Here is a 22296-nt window from a genome sequence, read left to right on the forward strand (position 1 = left end):
TTTTATGTGATGATTAACCCAGATGGCTTTTTAAAATGAGTTGCTTTATAGCCACAATAATACAATTAGAACTGTAAACATTTTATAAGAAAAACTTAAAAATAAATTAACATCTGCTGTATTTGGTAAGAATTTTTATCTTTAAAGCTTATTTAAATAAATAATCATGAAAAAAATATTTGGTATTTCTCTTTTTCTATTGAGCGTGGTGCTATACTCGCAAAATGAAAAGGTAAATTATGTCGCTGAAAATTACACCAAAAAAGAAGTACATATAAAAATGCGTGATGGCGCAGAGTTATTTACATCTATTTACACCCCTAAAGATGTTTCCAAAAAGTATCCGATCATCATGCAGAGGACTCCCTATAATTGCGCCCCTTATGGAGAAAACCAGTTCAAGAAAAGTATTTCCCCAAGCGAAACGATGATGAAGGAGGGGTATATAGTAGTCTATCAGGATGTCCGTGGCCGTTTCATGAGTGATGGTTTATATGATAATATGCGCGCTTTTATTCCCAATAAGAAAAACAAAAAAGATGTTGATGAGGCCTCAGATACCTATGATACTATAGACTGGCTGATAAAAAATGTCTCTCACAATAATGGCAATGTAGGTACTTGGGGAATTTCCTATCCTGGATTTTATGCCACTTATTCTTTGCTGAGCAATCATCCGGCATTGAAAGCGGTTTCGCCACAGGCTTGTATTTCCGATTTCTTTTTTGATGATTTTCATCATAACGGCGCTTACTTATTGAGCTATTGGAAAGCGACACCACTATTTGGACCTCAAAAAGAAAAACGAACTACAGAGCCTTGGTATAAATTTCCAAATACCGGAACGGCTGATGATTACCAATTTTATTTAGATGCAGGTCCATTATCTAATTTGGATAGCTATTATGGAAAAGAAAATGAATTTTGGCAACAACTAAAAGAGCATTCCAGTTACGATAGTTTTTGGCAAAAAAGAGGAATACTGCAACATTTAAAAAATATTAAACCTGCTGTGATGACAGTAGGAGGGTGGTTTGATGCCGAAGATTTATACGGACCATTAAACACCTACAATGCCATTGAAAAAAACAGTAAAAATTACAATACCATCGTTATGGGACCATGGAGTCATGGGGATTGGGCAAGAAATCAGGCCCAGCAGGTAATTGGTAATATTAATTTTGGTGATAGTATTTCTGGCTTTTATCAAAAAAATATTGAAGCTAATTTCTTTCGTCATTTTTTAAAAAATAATGGGAAAGGGGAAAATAAATTGCCAGAAGCCTATGTTTTTGACACCGGGAAAAAAGCATGGCAAACGTTCTCCATATGGCCTCCTCAAAAGTCGGAAAAACAAGATTTCTTTATGCAAGGCAATCGATTGTCGAAAGCGGCGAATGATAATGAAGCTTTTGAAGAATTTATTAGTGATCCCAAAAAACCGGTTCCGTCATCTGAAGATATCAATCAAAAAGGGATAACGCCAAGGAAATACATGACAGACGATCAGCGCTTTTCGGCAAGACGTCCTGATGTTGTGGTTTTTGAAACTGAAATTTTAAATGATGACATCACATTAGCAGGAGAAATACTGGCTAAACTTAAAGTTTCAACTACTGGTACTGATGCTGATTGGATTGTTAAAGTAGTAGATGTTTTTCCAAAGGATGAGCCGGAAACAAAGGAAATTGCGCCGTACCTGAAAATGAGCAATTATCATATGATGGTGCGCAGCGAAGTGATGCGAGGAAGTTTTAGAAATAGTTTTTCAAGTCCGGAGCCTTTTATCCCAAATCAAAAAACAGCGGTAAACATTAAATTGCAGGATGTTTTTCATACTTTTAAAAAGGGACATAAAATCCAGATTCAGGTTCAGAGTACTTGGTTTCCATTAATTGATTTGAATCCGCAAACCTTTGTTGATAATATATTCTATGCTAAACCTGAAGATTTTAAAAAACAGACGCATCGAATTTACAATGATTCTAAAATTGAATTTTCTATTTTAAAATAAGTAATCGTTACAAAGATTAGTCTGGTGCATTTTAATATTCTTCAGCTATCTGTAGTCGATTAAAAACAATAAAAAATACGGTGTTATTGAAATTAATTGTATAAAAAAAAACACTCTGAAAATTAGTTTCCAGAGTGTTTTTTAATTTATTATAAAAACTATTTACAAACATTCTCCATGTTGGGAAATATCTAAACCTAATTCTTCTTTTTCTTCGGAAACTCTTAAAGGAGTGATTTTATTTACAATAAAGAATAAAGCATAGGAAGCTGCGAATGCAAATACCGAAACAAGTACCAATGCTTTTAATTGAATTAAAAATAAGGTAGCATCACCAAAAATTAAACCTTGGTTATCTCCAACAATCGCATTTACAGATTTTGAAGCAAATACACCGGTCAAAAGCATACCTACCATACCACCAACACCGTGACAGGCAAATACATCCAAGGCATCATCAATTTTACCTTTAGGGAATTTACTCACCACAAGATTGCTTACAATACTGGCAATAATACCAATTGCAATTGCATGAGGAATGCTTACGAATCCGGCAGCAGGTGTGATAGCTACTAAACCCACAACAGCACCGATACAAGCTCCCATCGCAGAGAGTTTGTGTCCAAGAATTTTATCAAGGAATACCCATCCCATTGCAGCAGCAGCAGCAGCGACTGTTGTAGTTCCTAAAGCTTGTGCAGCGAGACTTCCGGCTCCCACAGCAGATCCTGCATTGAAACCGAACCAACCGAACCATAGTAAACCTGTTCCTAATAATACATAGGTAATACGAGCAGGATTTGCCTTTTGCACTTTTCTTTTTCCTAAGAAAATAGCACCGGCAAGAGCAGCCCATCCTGCACTCATGTGTACTACGGTTCCTCCGGCAAAATCCAACACACCCCATCCGAAGAATAATCCATCTGGATGCCAAGTCATGTGGCATAAAGGTGCGTAAACGAATAATATAAATAAAACCATAAATAACAAGTAAGCCCAGAAACGAACACGTTCTGCAAAAGCGCCTGTGATTAAAGCTGGTGTAATAATTGCAAATTTTGCTTGAAATAAAGCAAACAAGATCATTGGAATGGTCGGGGCCAGTTCCCAAGCAGTGTTAGCACTTACTCCTTGAAAAAATAAGTTTGGCATTGGATTTCCAATAAATCCGCCTATTGTTGGGCCAAAACACAATCCAAAACCAACAACAACCCAAAGCACTGTTACTATAACCATGGCCATAAAACTCTGTAATACGGTACTAATTACATTCTTTTTACCTACCATTCCGCCATAAAAGAATCCAAGTCCCGGAGTCATTAATAATACAAGCGCTGTGGCAACTATCATCCAAGCGGTATCTCCTGTATCTAATTTTAATGCAACAACGTGGTCACCTAGTGCTGTAGATTGAACAAACAGCTGAATTGAAAAAATGGATAATACTAGAATTGTGATCAATATCACACTTAAAATAATCTTTCGCATAGTTTTTAGTTTTAATTTTCGATAAAAATATAAAATGATTAGAAACCCCTATAAAAAAATAGGTGTATTTTTTTATTTTTATTGATTTTTCAATTTACCCCCTATTATTTTATAGGTATGTTAGAATCAAATGCATAATTTAATGATTTGTTAATCTTGGTTTTATAAATAATGGGTATTTTGGAAATATTTTTCGGGAGTTTTAGAGTATGCCTAATTTTATAAAGGTAGTTACAAACTCATACCATTTTATCTTTGAAATCACTGTGTTGTTTTTTTATCAATTGCCTCAGGTTTTAACCAGCGGATTGGAATATATAAAGTTGATTGGCTTCAGCCAAAATGGGTTCTATAATTTTGGCTAAAACCAATAACAGCACTTGAAATCTTAAATTTCATTGGTTAAAACTAACGACAATTCATATTAATTCTAATTATAGCTTATATCCATAAATTTGTTAAAGTAAATTCTAACTAAAAATGATATTAATTGTATTTAAGGGCTAGTATGCAACATAATAATGATATAAAAAAAAATGCACCAAATACTTAGATAGTATTGGCACATTTTTCACAAAAACAAACAAATTATTTATTTTAAAATATGTTGGCTTAAAATTTTATAGACTTCATTTATATTATTACTTCCTTTTCCAAATTGTTTCGAAATTGGAGTGCTCTCACTGTTTAGCCAAATTTTTAATTCAGCATCCATATCCAGTATTCCGGCACTTTCTTTGGAGAATTTTTTGATGCTCGAATAAGGGATTGACATATAATCGACTTTAGTTCCAACCAATTGTTTCTCCACTAAAATTAAACGTTTATTAGTAAAAATAAACATATCCCGAATAAGTTTATACGCTTTTTCAATTTTTTCTCCATCAATTAAGATTGGCTCAAATTCATTCGAAACATTTTCAATATTCACTTCAGATGCATTGCCTAAAATGGCATTAAATAGACCCATTGTATTACTTTATTTTTGATTGTATTTTGTTTTATATCGGTCGTTCAGCTTTGTTTGATGCGTCTCCAGACTGATCATCCTGCCTTGGATAAAAGCATTGGTCAATTTATTTGTTCTCATATCTAAAGCATCACCTTCAGAAACAAATAGTGTAGCGTCTTTTCCTTGTTCTAAGGTACCACATTGCGAATCAATTCCAAGTATTTTAGCAGTATTTGACGTTATTAATTGCAAAGCCTGTTCTTTATCCAGTCCGTAAGCAGCGCATGTACCTGCTAAAAATGGTAAATTTCTAGTATTCATTCTTTCATGGGCGCCGCTGTTTTCTAGACCTACAAGAACACCTTTCTCGGTTAATAATTTAGCTGCTTTGTATGGTAAATCAATATCATGATCATCATTTTCTGGCATATCATGAACTCTTCTTAGTAAGACGCCAATATTATTTTTTTGTAATAATTCGGCAGTTTTGTATGCTTCATATCCGCCAACAATGACCATTTTTTTAATATCATTTTCTTTGGCAAATTGCACCGCATCTATAATTTGTTTTTCTTCATTGGCATGAACAAACAGCGTTTGACTTCCGTCATGTAGACCTTTTGTGGATTCTAAAACTATATTTCTTTCTTTTGAACTATCGCCAAAATAGGCTTTTGCATTAGATAAAAATCCAGATAATTCTAAAACTTGTTTAGTATAATCTTTATTGGCTTCTATACTTCCTGGTTCTGCCCACCATCCACTTCTTTTAAAGGTTGATGGGAAATTGATATGAATTCCATCGTTTTCTTTTATAAGTGCATCTTTCCAGTGCCAGGCATCCAGTTGAACAATGGAGGAAGAACCAGAAATAACTCCGCCTCTCGGCGTGATTTGAGCCATTAAAATTCCGTTTGGTCTTACAGTCTCTATTACTTTAGAATCGGCTGTGTAAGCAACAATACTTCTTACGTGAGGTTTCATGGCACCAATTTCATCTTCATCATCAGAAGATTTTATGGCATCAATCTCAACTAAACCTAATGTAGAATTGGGAGCTATAAATCCGGGATAAACGTGTTTTCCACTGGCATCAATTGTGACATCGTATGCACCTGTGGCTAATCGGATGACTCTGGCATCTGCAACCAACGTGATTTTCCCGTCTACAAATGCGATGGCGCTGTTCTCAATCACTTCACCATTACCTATGTGTGCTGTGCCATTGAGAATTAAAACAGATTTTGATTGTTTAACAGCAGGCGTTTGTTGTGCCTGTGTAAGTATTGATACACTAAAGACCAATATTAAAAGATATATTTTTTTACTAATCATGTTTATAGGTTTTTTAGAATTGCTATGCTTTATCATAAAAGTACGGTTTTTGAAATTTAGATGCATTGGATTATTCTTCTAAAGTATCACAATCATATTCTTTTTTCTCCGTTTTTTTAGGTTCTTGCGTGGTCATGCCCTTATTTTTTTCTTGCAATAATTGGCCTATTAGCTCACTTCTTTCTTTAGCAATTGCTATTCTTTGTGCCTCATCTTTTTGGGCATCGTAATACACAATACCTTCAATTAAGGTTTTTTCAGCTTTGGCGTAAATTGATAACGGATTGAAATTCCATAATACGATATCAGCATCTTTCCCCACTTTGATACTTCCTACTTTATCATCAATATGCAATAATTTAGCAGGATTCAAAGTCACAAATTTCCATGCATCTTCTTCGGAAATATTGCCGTATTTCACTGCTTTTGCTGCTTCCTGGTTTAATCTTCTTGACATTTCAGCATCATCAGAGTTGTAGGCGACTACAATTCCGGCATTGTGCATAATAGGTCCGTTGAAAGGAATGGCGTCATTTACTTCAAATTTATAAGCCCACCAATCCGAGAAAGTAGAGGCTCCAACACCGTGTTCTTTCATTTTATCGGCAACTTTATAGCCTTCAAGAATGTGAGTGTAGGTATTAACTCTGAAATCAAATTTTTCAGCTACATTCATCAACATCAAAATTTCAGATTGCACATAAGAATGACAAGAAATGAAACGTTCTTTGTTTAATATTTCGGCTAATGTTTGTAGTTCTAAATCTACTCTTGGCGCTTTCCCTTTTGTTTTTTTACCACCAGAATTATAAGCTTTCCAAGCTAAGTCATATTCTTTGGCGCGTTGAAAATAATCAGTAAAAACTTGTTCGACACCCATTCTGGTTTGTGGGAAACGTGTAGGGTTTACGTTACCCCAATTGGATTGTTTTACATTTTCTCCCAAAGCAAATTTTATGAATCCTGGTTGATCTTTGTACAGCATTTCTTCTGCAGCTGCTCCCCATTTCCATTTTACAATAGCTGAACGTCCACCAATAGGATTGGATGAGCCATGCAACAATTGTGAAGTGGTTACGCCACCTGCTAATTCTCTGTAAATATTAATGTCTTCAGAATTCACTACATCCTGAATCGTAACTTCAGCGCTCGAGTTGTGTCCGCCTTCGTTAACACCGTTTGAAATGGCTATATGTGAATGTTCATCAATAATTCCGCTGGTTAAATGTTTTCCTTTGGCATCAACAACTGTAGCAAATGCATCAGTAATGTTTTTCCCAATAGAGGCTATTTTTCCGTTTTTGACCAAAACATCTGTTTCTTCTAAAATACCGTCTTTTTCATTGGTCCAAACCGTCGCATTTTTAAAAAGTATTGTTTCTGCGGTAGGTTTCTTCATGTTACCATAAGCAACATTTGGAAATGTTGTAGGGATAATCATATTGTTCTTTTCAATTTTAGAGGAATCAACCGCTTTCACAAATGGAGCCGTTTTTACCGCTGACCATTTAACTTCATTTCCATTGAATAAAACCGCTTTTCCGGAGAGATTTTGAGTGTCTTCGATGTATCCAATTAATCTTGTGAAACTAGTTTTAGTAGAATCATTTGGTTTAATAACTGTGGAAATCCAATTATTGGTCATCGTAAGTTTCGACTTTATCTTTTTGGAATCTACTGTTGTGATTTCTGATTTTGGTGCAGTAATCTCTCCATCAATTTTCCATTTGTATTTTTCAGCGTTAATAGTCAAATCATAATTTCCACGAATGTCCTTCGTTGCAATATCGTTGACAACAAATTTGTTTCCTTGAACCCAGTTTTCATACAGCACTGTTTTTTCTTCGAAAATTTCTCCGGAAGTAATCACAAAATTGGCTAAACTTCCTGTTTTCAAAGTTCCCATTTCATTGCTTTTTCCTAAAAGAGCAGCAGGAATTGTTGTCAAAGCTTCTAATGCTTTTGTTTTATCAAAACCATATTTGATAGCTCTTAAAAGATTGGGTCTGAAATCTTCCATCTTCTTTAATTTGTCTGTCGTCAAAGCGAAGACAATTCCATTATCGGATAAAACTTTAAGATTGGTAGGCGCTTGGTTCCAAAAACGCAAATCTTTCAATTCCATTTGGTTCGCTTGGTTCGGATCAGAAACATCGTATGCTTCAGGGAAATTGACAGGAATAATGAATTTTGAATTCGTTTTTTTGATTTCTTCAATGCGTTCAAATTCATTTCCATTTCCTTTCAAAACATAATTTAAGCCAAATTCTTTCGCTATTTTGGAAGCCCGTAGACTGTTTAATTTGTCTTCAGAAGCAAATATTTGGATTAGTTTTTCATTATTTGCTAAGGCTTCCAAGGATAAATCTTTGGTTGTTGAATTTCCTTTTTTATACCAGTCTAAATCATAATACATTTGGCGTAAAAGTGCCATCATTCCCATTAAAGAACTAGGATACGATTGATTTGTAGTTACACTTTTAGTAAATGCAAAGTGATTGGTCACTTTATCGGATAGCAATTGATTCTTTTTTTCAAAGTTATTCAAAGCGATTAAGGTTCCTGATCCGCGGGCGATTCCGTCCGGAATATGCGTTCCTACAACACCAAATCCAGCTTTCAATAATTCTTCGGCTTTAGTTTGGTCGTATTTAAAAGCTTCGTAGGCATTCATTTCTGAACGAATGCTTTCATTCCAATAAAAACCGGGTCTTTTCGTATCATACAACGGATTTCTTTCGGTAGTTCCTTTTGGTTTTTCGATTCCAAAACTGGTGTATATATCAATAAAGGAAGGATAAATGGATCTTCCGTCTAAGTTGATGGTTGTGCAATTTTTAGGAATTGAAATGTTTGTTCCAACACCAATTACTTTTCCGTTTTGAATCAGTAAAGTACCTTTTTCAATTACTTGTGTTGGTGTTACATAGATTTTTGCATTGGTAAATGCGGTAAAATTGCTGGTTTTGTTTTGAACACTTTCATTATTAGGAAAGTATTCCTGTGCATAAGTTTTTGGCAGTAAAAAACTGAAAAAGAACAGAAGTACGATTTTTTTCATAGTAGGGTTTATAATTATTCTCTAAAAGTAGAAAAATGTTAATAGTATACCTTTAATTTTTTTAATTTTAACATTTTGTTTTTCCGAAAAATCTATCATATTGGACTATAATGCGCAGTATTTTAAGTTTTTTTTATGAAATTTTGGTTATTCACTATTTTATTGGAATTTATGTAAGATTTATAATAATAATAAGAAAAGTTTTCTCTAATTTTAGAATCAAATAAGGACAGATGCTAGTTAAAGTTTTCGGAAGTGCCGTTTTTGGAGTTGAAGCTACAACCATTACAGTTGAAGTAAATATTGATAAAGGAATTGGTTATCATTTAGTTGGCTTGCCAGATAATGCGATTAAAGAAAGCAGTTACAGGATTGCCGCTGCTCTCAAAAATAATGGGTACGCGATGCCTGGAAAAAAAATCACGATTAATATGGCACCCGCTGATTTGCGTAAGGAAGGGTCCGCTTACGACTTGACTTTGGCAATTGGTATTCTGGTGGCTTCCGCCCAAATTAAAGCAGATGAAATTGATAAATATATCATCATGGGTGAACTTTCACTTGATGGTGGCTTGCAACCTATCCGTGGTGCTTTACCAATAGCTATAAAAGCGAAAGAGGAAGGATTTAAAGGCTTTTTTCTTCCAAAGCAAAATGTAAAAGAAGCAGCAATCGTTGCCGGTTTAGATGTGTATGGAGTAGAAAATCTGCAAGAAGTTATTGATTTCCTCGAAGGAAAAGGAACTTTGGAACCGACAACTATTGATACGCGAGCTGAATTTTATAAAACGTTAGATTTTCCAGAATTCGATTTTAGTGATGTGAAAGGGCAGGAGTCTATAAAAAGATGTATGGAAATTGCTGCTGCCGGAGGACATAATATTATATTGATTGGTCCTCCAGGAGCAGGGAAAACAATGCTTGCCAAGCGTTTGCCAAGTATTTTACCGCCAATGACCTTACGAGAAGCATTAGAAACTACCAAAATTCATAGTGTTGCAGGTAAATTGAAAGAAGTTGGTTTAATGAATCAAAGACCGTTTCGCAGTCCGCACCATACTATTTCAAATGTTGCACTTGTTGGGGGAGGGAGTTATCCGCAACCTGGCGAAATTTCTATGGCGCACAATGGCGTTTTGTTTCTGGATGAATTGCCGGAATTCAAACGTGATGTGTTGGAAGTGATGCGTCAACCTCTGGAAGATAGAGAAGTTACGATTTCCAGAGCCAAGTTTACGGTTACTTATCCTTCCTCTTTTATGCTGGTGGCGAGTATGAATCCGAGTCCGAGTGGTTTTTTCAACGATCCGGATTCACCTCAAACGTCTTCGCCACATGAAATGCAACGGTATTTGAGTAAGATTTCGGGGCCTTTATTAGACCGAATAGATATTCATATTGAAGTAACTCCAGTTCCTTTCGAGAAATTATCCGATGACCAAAAAGCAGAAAGCAGTGTTGATATTCGAAAAAGAGTGACTGCAGCAAGAGAAATTCAAACCGAACGCTTTGAGCAAATGGAAAATATCCATTACAATGCCCAAATGAATACCAAACACATTCGGGAATATTGTGCCTTGGACGATGTTTCGAAACAGTTATTGAAAACCGCAATGGAACGATTGAATCTTTCGGCACGGGCCTACGATCGTATTTTGAAAGTGGCACGCACGATTGCTGACCTTGATGCGGCTCCAATAGTAATTTCGTCCCACATTGCGGAAGCCATCCAGTATAGAAGTTTGGATCGAGATGGTTGGTTGGGATAGTTTAGATTTAAGATTTTTGATCAACGATTTTTGATTTTAGATGTTTCACCTCTGCAAAATTGATACGATTGCTAGCGCGAGCGTCCCGCTCGTGCCTATTACAAATTTATAGTGATTTACTTTTGTTAATGTTCACGAGCACCAAAAAAGAAAACTATAGAAATAAATATGTCAAAAAAGAGATTTCGATAGAAATCTCTTTTATTTTTGCCAAATGTTAGAAATTCTTTACCAAGACGAATATATTATTGCAATTAATAAACCAAGTGGACTGTTGGTCCACAAATCATTTTACGCGCGCGATGCAAAAGTGTTTGCTATTCAAGAATTGAGAAATCAAATAGGAGGGCGACATGTTTATCCTATTCATCGGTTAGATCGCAAAACATCTGGTGTCTTGTTATTTGCTTTGGATGCAGCCGTTTTAAAAATTATGAATGATCGTTTTGCCACACGCGAAGTCGAAAAAAAATACTTAGCAATTTTACGTGGTTGGTCACCCGAAGAACTAACGATTGATTATGATTTAACCAATGATGATGGCATTATACAAAATGCAATAACCTACTTTCAGCGATTGCAAACGACCGAAATTGAGTTAGAATTTAATAATAAATCATCGTCACGATATTGTTTGATAGAAGCGATTCCTGAAACGGGACGCATGCATCAATTACGAAAACATTTCAAACATATTTTTCATCCCATTTTAGGAAGTCGTCCACATGGTTGTAATAAACAAAATAAATTATGGTTGGAGAATTTTGAACTGAAAGGAATGATGCTTCATGCGCATCAGTTAATTTTTAATCACCCAATAACAAATGAACAACTTATCTTGAATGCAAAGATTAACGAAGAGTTTAGCAGAGTAGGCACTATTCTTAATCTAGATTTGAATACGTATGAATAGCATACTAGTTTGTAAAGTAATGCTTTAATTTATTTTTGTATTTTGAAACAACAACTTTTAGCATAAAGAGGAACAGATTTTTGATTAATTCTTGAGACATTTACGAAAAAAGACGGGAGACTTTTATATCGTTTGCGATTTTTAAGGATTTAAATTAAAAGATCAAAGTCTTGAGACTTTGCCGGAGCTGGGGAAAGCATAAGTGGATGAAAGTCAGAGACTTTATGGAGTTTTAGTTTTAATAACAAATTTATAAAATTGCTCAAAGTAAGAGACATTTGCGCAGCATTCACGAGAAATTTATTTTTTATAAGAATACTTTGCTGAGCTGGTTAATCATATCTTGAAATCTTGCGTTCAAAGCGTGCTAATAATTCTTCAAATATAAATACTTCGCGCTTGGCGCGGTTCAGGATTTTGTTTTCTCTTAATGCAGCAGAACGCTTTCTTTTTTAGTCATAAATTTCTCTTTTTAAATACCTTAACAAGATGATGAAAATCAACAATGATGCTACCGTAAATTTAGTTCACCTGCTGTTTCACACAACTTGTAAAACCCAAATTAGATTCAAAATAGCAAACAGAAATATAAAACAATAAAAACGCTACTTAGAAAACACAAATTCTTCCCTTTGAACTTCGGCTTTTTTACAAACTTCGTTAAATTCTTCTACTGATTTAAACTGCAGTTGCTCAACAATTTTATATTCGTAAAAAACCGTGAAAGTATCATTTTTAAAAACCCAAGGCTCTACTGTGATTTCTTTTTCTGCCTTGTAAAACGTTTGACTCATATCACCATCAGGGCTTTCGGACACTTCCATTTTACGTCCTTCGGGCTGTATTTTGTCCATGCAAATAAGAAGTGAAAAAGCATCGCACCATTCCACAAGGCGGTACAAACGGTTCATATATTTTTCGTTTATGTTTAAATGTTTGAAAATATCTTTGCGATTTTTTTCTTGTTCTTTTAAAAAGGTTTTCAAATTCTGGTCTTGACCATCAGTTGCATCACCACAAATAAAATCTAAATGTAAGGAGGTCAATAACGCATTTAACTGACTTTTTGAAGTTGCATTTTCCATTACATTTATATATCGCTTTAAATCCGTTTTTTTAGATTCATCGTTGACTAAGAAATGGCGTGGCGCGCCTGCCTTGGTTAAATTTTTATTTTCTAACGTTTCTGCAACCCCGTCATCATGCTCAGCGATAGCAATGAGTGTTGGCACAATTATATCATTTGGCAAATCAATATCATATTGATACCCTATCATCGCCGCTAGAAGGCCGTGAGAGCGCTGGTTAATAATTTTCCAACCTTTAGTATGTGAAGCAACAATCATAATATGGAGGTTTTGAAATTTATATTTTAAACAAAAAAGATCTCATTTTAGAAAATTCTCTTTTAAGTCAAATTTAGCAAAATATATCCAAAGAAGACAATAATTCTAACCTAGGTAGTAATTAAAAAAAGATGAATAATAAAATAATGTAAGTTCAAGTTATAAGTCCAACAGATAAATTAAAAACACTTGGAGTTATGTTATTGCTAGCGTGAGCATCCCGCTCGTGGCTATTACAAATTTATAGTGATTTACTTTTGTTAATGTTCACGAGCGGGACGCTCGCGTTAGCGGGGGTATCGCTCAACTGCGAAGCACATCATGAAAACCAAAATTTAAATAAATATTGAGTAAAGTCCGATTATAATCACTACAATTACCCTACTGTGACTTAACAAGAAAGGCTATCAATCAATGTTGGAGATTTACATGGAACTCAACCCATCATCCCGAAGCCTCGGGACGAACCGCCGTATACGAGACCCTTACGTACGGTGGTGTGAGAGGCGCACTGCGTCAGTTTCTGGCGGAGCCGTCTACTCGATTAACTGGCGTTTTTTTTTGTTATTTCGATATTGCTGGTATCAAATATTCCTGCATAATCTTTTCAATTTGTTTTTCTCCGTATGGCGTATTGTATGCTGTCGAAGTAATTACAATTACAATTGGCTGATCTTTAAAAATGTAAATTCTATTTCCGCCATTTCCGCTAGAATAGTAAACTTCATAATCCAAGCCATTTATTTTGTACGTTTTATTCCAAAATAGATAACCATAAAATTCGCCCTCTGATATTGTCATTTGATGTGATAAACTTTTTGCAATCCATTCTTGTGATAAAATTTGTTTGCCATTCCACGTTCCTTTATTTTTGTATAATTGCCCGAATTTAGAATAGTCCAATGAACTTAATTGCAAACTTCCCGCCGTATTTGCTACTTTTTGAGGTGTGAATTGCCATTTGTATTTTGTTATGTTCAAAGGACGAAATAAATTTTTGTCTGCATAATTTTCTAAACCATTTGGTACAGATTTATGAATTATGTCGCCCAAAACTATACAACCTGCCGTAAAGTAATCCCACTGTTTATTTGCCTGTTTTGTTTTGTCAACAGGAAGATTTAATGTAAAGTCAACCCAATTTTTAGTAGGATACATATTTTCTTCGTTTCCAGGCGATTCAGAATTCATATCGGAACCTTCAAAAGTTGAACTCATTGTCAGTAAACTTTTTAAAGTAATACTGTCTTTTGATGCAGAATAGTTTTGAAAAGATTTTAGGTTGTAAAATTCATTTAAGGTTTGAGTTTCACTTTTTATGAATTTATCTTTGATTGCAATGCCTAAAAGAGTTGATGCAAATGATTTTCCCACAGAACGTGTGTCGTGAAGGGTATTTCTATTTGCTCCATTGAAATATTCTTCAATTAAAATTTTCCCATCTTTTATTGCAACAATACTAGTAATATTTTTGTAGGTTTTCTTTGTAATTTTTCGGTTTAATTCTTCAATTTTAGCAACATCAATTTTTTCTGTTGAAATCTGCCAATCTTTAATTGGCTTTATCGATTGAACTTTAACCAGTTTTTCATCAATTTTAATTTCTGGAACGATAATTTTTATTTGTCCTTTGGCAATTATGTTTCCTGTCAAAACTTCGGTTAGTTTTAAATAGGGTCTGATTTCAATTTTAAGTAGATGTTCTCCCTCTGAAAGTACTTCTTGTCCTCCATTGCCGAAAAATCTATTCCAAAGAAATTTACCCCAAGAATCTTCGTTGGAGGAACTTATTAATGGAACTCTTAAAATTGTTTTCTGATTTTTGCTTTCTGCACTTCCTGCTCCAATATTTAGATTTTCAACATAAATTTTTTTGCCGTCAACAATAAATGTAAATTGATAATTCCCGTTTTTAGTCAGTTCGTCAGCAGTTGATTGAGGTGATAGCAAATGAAGATAATTTGTCAAAGATTTGTCTAAAAAAACTCTGATATTTAAATCGGTTTTCTCTTTTAATTCAAATGATTTTAGAAAATCGGTTTCTTTAAAGTTTTCAATTACAATTGCTTGTCCCATAAAAGCAATTTTACCAATGTTTGATTTGTGAATTGGATAAATTATGCTGTCGCTTTTTATAAATTCGTTTTTTTGTCCAGACATATTCAAGTATGTCAGTAAACTTAATGCTAAAGTTGTGATTTTTGATTTCATTGATTTTTGATGATTTTGATTGATGATTTTTAATTTTGATGATTATGCTTTTAGCGGGCCTATTTCAAATTTATAGTGATTTACTTTTGTTAATGTTCACGAGCGGGGCAGTCTACTATCGGGTTTTTTTTTATTTTTCAAATAGTTTCTTGGTTAGATGTTCCCCGTTTTCATCCACTAAAAATGAAGTGATTGAACCATCTGTTTGCAAAGTACTATGTCCAATATCTATCCCACAGCTTTTCAAAAGATAGTCGAAGAAAAAAGCATATTCTTGATCATCCCACTTCCTAGATCTTAAAGTTCCAATAGTATTCACATTAATTTCCTTTGTCAAATCGTTATATTCTGTAATGTATTTTGGAACATTTTCTTTTATCACAGCGCTATAAAATAGGTTGCAGTTTACTTCTAGATATTGAGGGAAATTAATTGGGTATTCTTTAAGTTTTTTAAAGCCATCCATAAAGTCTTCAATTATATTATTGTCTTCAAAAACTATAGTGATAGCAACCTTACCGAACTTCATTGATACACAAAGTCCTGCAATATTATTGTGATAGAAAAATTCTTCATCTGTGCACTTGAAAACAAACAAACTCCAAGGTTTTGGTGAATGAAAAGTTGTTTTAAATCTAATTGATTGGAGAAATAGGTGAAGAGCAGAATATCTTTCTAATTCGTAAGGGTTAAGAATTTTACCCAATTCAGGTTTTTTTCTATCTATTAATAATGATAATTCTTTGTATCGCGTTGAATAAAGAATTTTTGCTGTCCATTGAAAAATAACTTGCTCATCTTCAATACTTAAATTTTCGAAAGACTTTTCCAGAAGTTCTTGAAATTTCCCTTCCATTCTAGAGAGGTCTTCATTATTACATTTTTCACAGCAAGGGACTGTTAGATTTCGATAAGGGATTGCGGTATCATTGGTAATAGTCAGTTTTTGATTCCACAAATCATATTTATGTTGCAACCATTTTGGGAAAATGTGTTCTGCTGTTTTGGTCTCACATTCTTTTCCGCACAAGAAACAACTATCATCATCAAATGTCTCTTGTTTGAAATTTGTATAAAAATTAAATTCTGTTTCCATTTTGTAATAACAGCTAACTTGTATATTTATAACAGAATCATACAAAACCGCCAAGAAGGGGTAGATATGTATTACAAGCGTCATACTTAACTATTTCAAATATAACAATTTTTTCTTACAAGTCATCTGGCTATTGTATAAACATGAGATGAATTTGTAAAATAGTATCTTTAAAATAAAAACGCTCTCAATAGCCCCGATAGTAATGAAAATCCTTGTTAGGGCTGGTGTTCAGCCCTAACAAGGATTGTAGTGTATAGCGGGAAATATGTTCTTAAAAAACGAACTCGTTCTGCTCCTAAAAAAAAATAAAAGTTAATTATCTATTAGAACGTCTGTCATTATTTTGACTTGGACGTCGTGGACCAAAACTGTTATTGCTGCTTCGGCTTGTAGTGTCTGTTTTTGGTTTTCGCGGAGTTGAATCACGTTGTTGTCTTCCTTGCCCTTGTTTGATTGGTTCCTTTGAAGCGTTAGGATCTGGTTCGAAACCTTTGATGTTTTCTTTAGGCAAATTCAAACCCACTAATTTTTCTATATCGCGTAAAAAGACCGTTTCGTCCGGACTGAATAACGAAATGGCTTCTCCGCTTGCTCCGGCTCTTCCTGTTCTACCAATGCGGTGAACGTAATCTTCGGGAATATTAGGCAATTCAAAATTGATAACATGAGGTAATAATGGAATGTCCAGACCTCGCGCGGCAATATCAGTTGCCACTAAAGCGGTTAGGCTTCCGTCTTTGAAACCCGCTAAGGCTTTGGTACGTGCGCCTTGACCTTTATTTCCGTGAATGGCAGCTGCCTTGATTCCGGCACTAATCATGCTCTCCGTCAGTTTATTAGCGCCTTGTTTGGTACGGGTGAAAACCAAAATTTGTTTCCAGTTTCCTTCCGTGATCAATTTAATGATCAGTTCTGTTTTTTTCTCTTTTGCAACAGGATATACTTTTTGGATAATAGCATCCACGGTTGTGTTTTCCGGGGTAGCTTCCACATGAACTGGGTGGTGCAAAATACCCATGGCCAATTTCTTGATGTCTTTTGAAAAAGTTGCCGAAAACATCAAATTTTGTCTTTTTGTAGGTAATACTTTTATAATGCGCTCTATGTCTCGTACAAAACCCATATCCAGCATACGGTCTGCTTCATCTAAAACTAGGATTTCAACTTTGGCAAGTGATATTAAACCTTGATTTTGCAAATCGATTAATCGACCTGGAGTGGCGACTAAAATATCGACACCCTGACGCAGTTGTATCACTTGCGGATTCTGGTTTACACCTCCAAAAATAACGGTACTTTTTAGGTCTAAAAATTCACTGTATTCTTTTATATTGGCCAATATTTGTGCGGCTAATTCTCTTGTTGGGGTCAATATTAAGGCACGAATAGGTCTTTGTCGTAACTGTTGACCTTGTGATAATATTTGTAATATGGGTAGTGTAAAACCAGCCGTTTTTCCTGTTCCTGTTTGTGCGGATGCTAAAACATCTTTACCTTCTAAAATGGGTGGAATTGCTTTTTTTTGTATTGGAGAAGGAGTTGTATATCCTTTTTTGCTGATGGCTTTTAATAAAGCATCAGATAAGCCTAATGAATTGAATGACATAAATGGTGTTTATGAAGCAAACACAATTATTTAGTTTACTTCTTTTAAGTGGGCGCAAAGGTACTGCTAATTTTTCGATGTGCTTTTGATTGCCTGACTTTGTTTAAATAAATGTAGAGTAATACGTTTTTTTGAACCCTTAAATAGTACTAAAGCGAAGTTTGGACCGAGATGGATGGCTTGGTTAGTTTTTTAGTTTTCAGTCTCAGTTTTCAGTCGCAGTAACAATTCACAGTTTTCAGTTGAGACTTGTGACTGAGACTGAAAACTAATTAATTTCTGCAAATATATCGCCTTGATTGATATCACCGGATTTATAGCCTTTCATAAACCAAGCTTTACGTTGCGCCGAAGTTCCGTGTGTAAAGGATTCCGGAACAATATGACCTTGAATTTTCGCTTGAATTGCGTCATCACCAACAGCATGGGCTGCACTTAATGCTTCTTCTATATCGCCTTCGTCTAAGAAGTTTTTCATTTTTTGATTGTAATGCGTCCAAACGCCAGCATAAAAATCAGCTTGTAATTCTAATGCTACGGATAATTTATTGGCTTTGGCTTCACTTTTACCTTCTTGCATCTGTCTCATTTTAGCAGAAGTTCCCAATAGTGTCTGTACGTGATGACCAATCTCGTGGGCAATTACATAAGCGGTAGCAAAATCTCCTCCTTGGGCACCAAATTTTGTTTTTAGTTCCTCAAAAAAAGCCAAGTCCATATACACTTTTTGATCGCTTGGGCAATAAAATGGCCCGGAAGCAGATGTAGCATTACCACATGCAGTTTCTATACCATCTGTAAATAATACTAAATTGGGTCTTTTGTATTGCATATTATTTTCCTGAAATATTTTTCCCCAAACATCCTCTGTATCTACTAAAATGGCTTCAATAAACTTACCTTCTTCAATTTCGGCTGCTGTTAGGTCTCTTTGTTCCGTTGGAGCACCATTTCCTTGATTCATTTGTTCTAAAATTGGCGTAAGCATCTGGGCGTTTTCTCCACCAAAAAGATTCAATAATAATATAATAACACCAATAATTCCACCTCCAACAATTGTTTTTCCACCAGAGGACATCCCTCTTCGGTCTTCAAAATTTTCACTTGAACGTCTGCCACTCCATTTCATAATATGATGTATTAAGTCATTTGTATTTTATAAATAAGCACTAATTTAGATTGTTTTTTTTAAATTAGATTCAATTTTCACAATAAATTAATCTTTATAAATCATTTAATCTAGTTTAATCCATTTTAAAATAGACTCTTCAATAATTCCTTTTATTATAGGTTTTGCAATATAATCATTCATTCCAACGGATATACACTTGTCTTTTTCTTCTTTTTCAGTACCGGCAGTTATTGCTATTATCGGAACATTTTTACCGGATTCTAGATTTCGTATTTTTTTTGCAGCTTCATATCCATTCAATATTGGCATTTGAATATCCATAAAAATAAGATCTGGATGTATAGTTTCAAATTGATCTACAGCCTCTTTTCCATTTGGAATTTCAAAAATGGTAACATTTGAAAATAAGTTTTTAATGATAGTTTTAAGTAATAACATGTTGACTTTATTATCTTCAACGAGCATTATTTTTATTTTTTGATAATTTTTAATGGTGATCTCACTAGAGGTATCGGAAATAGTAATATGGTTAACCTCCTCAGATAGCACATTGCTGATTTCTAAATCTAAATAAAAATAAAATGCACTACCAAAATGAACTGTGCTTTCTAATTGTAATTGACTGTTCATCAAACCTAATAATTGGTTGGAGATGGTGAGACCTAATCCCGTTCCTCCAAATTTTCTTGTTGTTGAGTTGTCCTCTTGAGAAAAGGCTTTAAATATTTTCTTTTTGTTTTCTTCCAGTATTCCAATACCGGTATCAACAACAGAAAAAAGTATTTTAGCTTTAGAATCATTTATTTTTTCAGTTAGTGAAACATTTAATTTTATAGACCCTTTTTCAGTGAATTTGACAGCATTAGACAGAAGATTAATTAAGATTTGTTTTACACGTACGCTGTCTATCCAAAAATATTTAGGCACATCTGATGCAATATTCAGTTCTAAAGTTAAATTCTTTTGATTGGATTCATATAATATCAAATCAGTAATTTGCCCCAATATTTCCTTGACATCCTGTTTTTCGATATATAATTCTAATTTTCCAGCTTCTATTTTAGAAAAATCAAGAATGTCATTTATAATATCTAATAATGAATTGGCAGATTGATTTATTGTAGTCATGTATTTTTCTTGGGTTTTACCAAGATTTGTCTTCATCAATAAATCAGTAAAACCAATTATTCCATTTAAAGGAGTTCTGATTTCGTGACTCATATTTGCCAAGAATTCTGATTTTGCTTTATTGGAAGCTTCCGCTAATTCCTTAGCTTTAATGAAAGATTCGGTTTGTTTTGTTTCGGTAATATCAATAAAAATACCTTCAATAAAGGCAATTTTTCCATCTTTGTAAATCACATCTCCAAATTCTTCTACCCAAATAATAGCATTGTTTTTGTGTACAATTCTATAGGTTAGATGTATCTGTTTGCCATTTTCTATAGCGTTTTGCTGTTCAAGGACGGTTCGTTCTTTATCTTCCGGGTAAATTAAATCTATAAAAGATAATTTATTAGTAAGGAAATCTGATTTTGGATAACCGGTTAGTTTTTCAATTTCATCATTGATATAAATTTTAGTGGCATTCTTGTCATATTTGGATAAATAAACGGTTCCGGGAATATTGTTAGCAAGCAATCTGAATTTTTCTTCACTTTCATAGATCGCTATTTTATTTGTAATTCGTTCTATTGAAGAGGCAATATTTCTGGATAAAGTTTGTAAAATATTGACTTCATCTTCATTCCATTTTCTTTCATTAGAAGTGTCATCAAAACCTAAAAAGCCATGAAATTTGTTTTTTACAAAAATGGGAAATAGAATCACAGAGGTTACGTCTACTGCCAGTAATTTGTTTTTTAAGGATTCATTTTCAATTTTTGGAACTGTTGCTTCATAAATTTTATTATTCAAAAGAGGGGTTAATAATTCTTCAAAAAAGGTGTAAGGCAAATTTTGCAGTTTTATATTATTCTCGGTTAATTTAATATTATGAATAATCCATCTGTATTTTTGACTGATACTTTTCGTTTCAGAATCATTTTCATAATAATAGGCCCGGTGAGATTTAGTGGCGTTTCCCATTATAACAAGAACATCAGAGAAAATATCATTGATATCATTACTATTTAGCAGTTTTTCCGTGCATAAAGTCATTGCAGATAACAGTTCACTTTTGTATTCTAATTTTTTCTCGGCCTCATTTCTCATGTTTGAAACAATTGAAAGTGAAATAATATCCGATATTGTTCTGGCGAAATTAATGTCTTCTATATCCCAGTTTCTTTGATTATGAGTAGTTTCAAAACTTAGTGTGCCCACTAATTCTCCATTGGTAAAGATTGGAATATCTAATAAAGATTTAATATCATTTTCTAAAAAGGAAGTTTGTGTAAATTCAGATACTTCTAGTTTGTTAAAAACATCGGGAGCACTAATTTGTCTTTTGCTTTTTATTGATTCAAAATAAATCGGAAAATTTTCTTTGTCTAAAACATTTCCGTCACAGTATTTGTTGGTATCTAAATGATATAAAACTTCACAAATGATTTTATCTTCGTTGTATTTCCAATAGCTGACCCAATTGCATTTAGTGGCTTTTGCGGCAGCTTCGATTATCAGCTTCAAACTATCTTCTAAGCTTTGAAAATCATTAAAATTAGTGGTAGACAACTCTTTAATCGTCTTGTTGTATTCATCGTTTTTTTTCTCTCGGATTCTATTTTCGGTTTCAATATTTTTAAACTTAGTAATATCTCTTGCAATACCGGAGTAGCCTACAATTTGGTTGAAGTCATTTCTACGAATAATAACTTTTTGAGAAATCCATACTATTTCTCCAGTCTTCTTTACTAAAGGAATTTCAGTTGTAGGAAAATTATTTTCATTCTCTTCTAGATTTTCATGAAATTGTGTCATTTGTACGATGTAGTCTTCTCGTAAAAATTCAGAATAATTACGGTTTAGAATTTCATTTTCGTCATACCCTAAAATTTTAAGGGTAAAATCATTGATGAATGTAAAATTACCATGGCTATCTACTTCATATATAAGATCCGTAGCAGACTGTATCAAATTTTTATATTGATTCTGAATATGAATTTCGTTAGTAACATCTTGACCAATTCCAATAATTAAATCATTAGAAAACTTCTTGTCTTTCCATTGAATGTATTTGTATTCACCATTTTTACATTTTAATTTTCTTGTAAAGGATTGATCATCGTTGAAATTTAAGTGATAATTTTCGCCAATAAACCCAATGTCTTCTGTTTTTTGCCAGTAACCTAATCCCATTACCTCAGGGACCGAGTAACCTAAAATTGGGGTGATAGTTTCACTACAAAACACAATTTCACCTTTTTTA

At 33.9% G+C, this 22296-nt stretch carries 13 protein-coding genes; 3 read left to right on the plus strand and 10 right to left on the minus strand.

Going from position 1 to position 22296, the window contains the following annotated elements; genetic code table 11:
* Window positions 1–166: 166 nt before the first annotated feature.
* Complete coding sequence (locus ACFX5E_RS03265) at window positions 167–2014, plus strand: CocE/NonD family hydrolase (protein WP_379853736.1); 1848 nt, start codon at window positions 167–169, stop codon at window positions 2012–2014.
* Window positions 2015–2176: 162 nt separating this feature from the next.
* Here the strand turns inward: ACFX5E_RS03265 and ACFX5E_RS03270 are convergent, their stop codons facing one another.
* From ACFX5E_RS03270 to ACFX5E_RS03285, 4 genes are all read right to left on the minus strand, one after another.
* Window positions 2177–3502: an ammonium transporter gene (locus ACFX5E_RS03270; RefSeq protein WP_379853737.1), complete on the minus strand. Its 1326-nt coding sequence runs from the start codon at window positions 3500–3502 to the stop codon at window positions 2177–2179.
* A 592-nt stretch (window positions 3503–4094) separates the two neighbouring features.
* Complete coding sequence (locus ACFX5E_RS03275) at window positions 4095–4472, minus strand: PH domain-containing protein (protein WP_379853738.1); 378 nt, start codon at window positions 4470–4472, stop codon at window positions 4095–4097.
* A 9-nt stretch (window positions 4473–4481) separates the two neighbouring features.
* A complete protein-coding gene (locus ACFX5E_RS03280; RefSeq protein ID WP_379853739.1) occupies window positions 4482–5825 on the minus strand; it encodes an amidohydrolase family protein in 1344 nt (447 codons plus the stop codon).
* Window positions 5826–5859: 34 nt separating this feature from the next.
* Window positions 5860–8850: an amidohydrolase family protein gene (locus tag ACFX5E_RS03285; RefSeq protein ID WP_379853740.1), complete on the minus strand. Its 2991-nt coding sequence runs from the start codon at window positions 8848–8850 to the stop codon at window positions 5860–5862.
* Window positions 8851–9083: 233 nt separating this feature from the next.
* Here ACFX5E_RS03285 and ACFX5E_RS03290 point away from each other — a divergent pair, with 233 nt between their 5' ends.
* Window positions 9084–10619: a YifB family Mg chelatase-like AAA ATPase gene (locus ACFX5E_RS03290; RefSeq protein ID WP_379853741.1), complete on the plus strand. Its 1536-nt coding sequence runs from the start codon at window positions 9084–9086 to the stop codon at window positions 10617–10619.
* Between the two features lie 214 nt (window positions 10620–10833).
* The gene (locus tag ACFX5E_RS03295) at window positions 10834–11532 is read left to right on the plus strand and encodes a pseudouridine synthase (RefSeq protein ID WP_379853742.1); all 699 of its coding nucleotides are present in this window, start codon (window positions 10834–10836) and stop codon (window positions 11530–11532) included.
* Window positions 11533–12137: 605 nt separating this feature from the next.
* On the opposite strand, the gene ACFX5E_RS03300 is transcribed toward ACFX5E_RS03295, so the two are convergent.
* The 6 genes from ACFX5E_RS03300 to ACFX5E_RS03325 form a co-directional block, all read right to left on the minus strand.
* On the minus strand, window positions 12138–12878 hold the full coding sequence (locus tag ACFX5E_RS03300) for a DUF3891 family protein (RefSeq protein ID WP_379853743.1): 741 nt from the start codon (window positions 12876–12878) through the stop codon (window positions 12138–12140).
* Window positions 12879–13442: 564 nt separating this feature from the next.
* Entirely contained in the window at window positions 13443–15089 is a 1647-nt protein-coding gene (locus ACFX5E_RS03305) for a serine hydrolase domain-containing protein (protein ID WP_379853744.1), read from the minus strand.
* Window positions 15090–15219: 130 nt separating this feature from the next.
* Complete coding sequence (locus ACFX5E_RS03310) at window positions 15220–16185, minus strand: hypothetical protein (protein ID WP_379853745.1); 966 nt, start codon at window positions 16183–16185, stop codon at window positions 15220–15222.
* A gap of 319 nt (window positions 16186–16504) precedes the next feature.
* The gene (locus tag ACFX5E_RS03315; protein ID WP_379853746.1) at window positions 16505–17794 is read right to left on the minus strand and encodes a DEAD/DEAH box helicase; all 1290 of its coding nucleotides are present in this window, start codon (window positions 17792–17794) and stop codon (window positions 16505–16507) included.
* 268 nt (window positions 17795–18062) lie between these two features.
* Window positions 18063–18923 carry a KPN_02809 family neutral zinc metallopeptidase gene (gene ypfJ, locus ACFX5E_RS03320; protein ID WP_379853747.1) on the minus strand — a complete coding sequence of 287 codons (861 nt, stop codon included), beginning with the start codon at window positions 18921–18923 and terminating at the stop codon, window positions 18063–18065.
* A 105-nt stretch (window positions 18924–19028) separates the two neighbouring features.
* Complete coding sequence (locus ACFX5E_RS03325) at window positions 19029–22280, minus strand: PAS domain S-box protein (protein ID WP_379853748.1); 3252 nt, start codon at window positions 22278–22280, stop codon at window positions 19029–19031.
* Window positions 22281–22296 lie beyond the last annotated feature (16 nt).

The sequence above is a fragment of the Flavobacterium xylosi genome (assembly GCF_042787345.1).
Classification (GTDB): Bacteria; Bacteroidota; Bacteroidia; order Flavobacteriales; family Flavobacteriaceae; genus Flavobacterium; species Flavobacterium xylosi.

What these genes read in the sequence shown, in the direction of transcription:
- ACFX5E_RS03315 (WP_379853746.1), bottom strand. Translation starts at nt 17,794, where the DNA reads ATGTCATTCAATTCATTAGGCTTATCTGATGCTTTATTAAAAGCCATC.
- ACFX5E_RS03285 (WP_379853740.1), bottom strand. Translation starts at nt 8,850, where the DNA reads ATGAAAAAAATCGTACTTCTGTTCTTTTTCAGTTTTTTACTGCCAAAA.
- ypfJ (WP_379853747.1), bottom strand. Translation starts at nt 18,923, where the DNA reads ATGAAATGGAGTGGCAGACGTTCAAGTGAAAATTTTGAAGACCGAAGA.
- ACFX5E_RS03300 (WP_379853743.1), bottom strand. Translation starts at nt 12,878, where the DNA reads ATGATTGTTGCTTCACATACTAAAGGTTGGAAAATTATTAACCAGCGC.
- ACFX5E_RS03270 (WP_379853737.1), bottom strand. Translation starts at nt 3,502, where the DNA reads ATGCGAAAGATTATTTTAAGTGTGATATTGATCACAATTCTAGTATTA.
- ACFX5E_RS03310 (WP_379853745.1), bottom strand. Translation starts at nt 16,185, where the DNA reads ATGGAAACAGAATTTAATTTTTATACAAATTTCAAACAAGAGACATTT.
- ACFX5E_RS03265 (WP_379853736.1), top strand. Translation starts at nt 167, where the DNA reads ATGAAAAAAATATTTGGTATTTCTCTTTTTCTATTGAGCGTGGTGCTA.
- ACFX5E_RS03275 (WP_379853738.1), bottom strand. Translation starts at nt 4,472, where the DNA reads ATGGGTCTATTTAATGCCATTTTAGGCAATGCATCTGAAGTGAATATT.
- ACFX5E_RS03290 (WP_379853741.1), top strand. Translation starts at nt 9,084, where the DNA reads ATGCTAGTTAAAGTTTTCGGAAGTGCCGTTTTTGGAGTTGAAGCTACA.
- ACFX5E_RS03295 (WP_379853742.1), top strand. Translation starts at nt 10,834, where the DNA reads ATGTTAGAAATTCTTTACCAAGACGAATATATTATTGCAATTAATAAA.
- ACFX5E_RS03305 (WP_379853744.1), bottom strand. Translation starts at nt 15,089, where the DNA reads ATGAAATCAAAAATCACAACTTTAGCATTAAGTTTACTGACATACTTG.
- ACFX5E_RS03280 (WP_379853739.1), bottom strand. Translation starts at nt 5,825, where the DNA reads ATGATAAAGCATAGCAATTCTAAAAAACCTATAAACATGATTAGTAAA.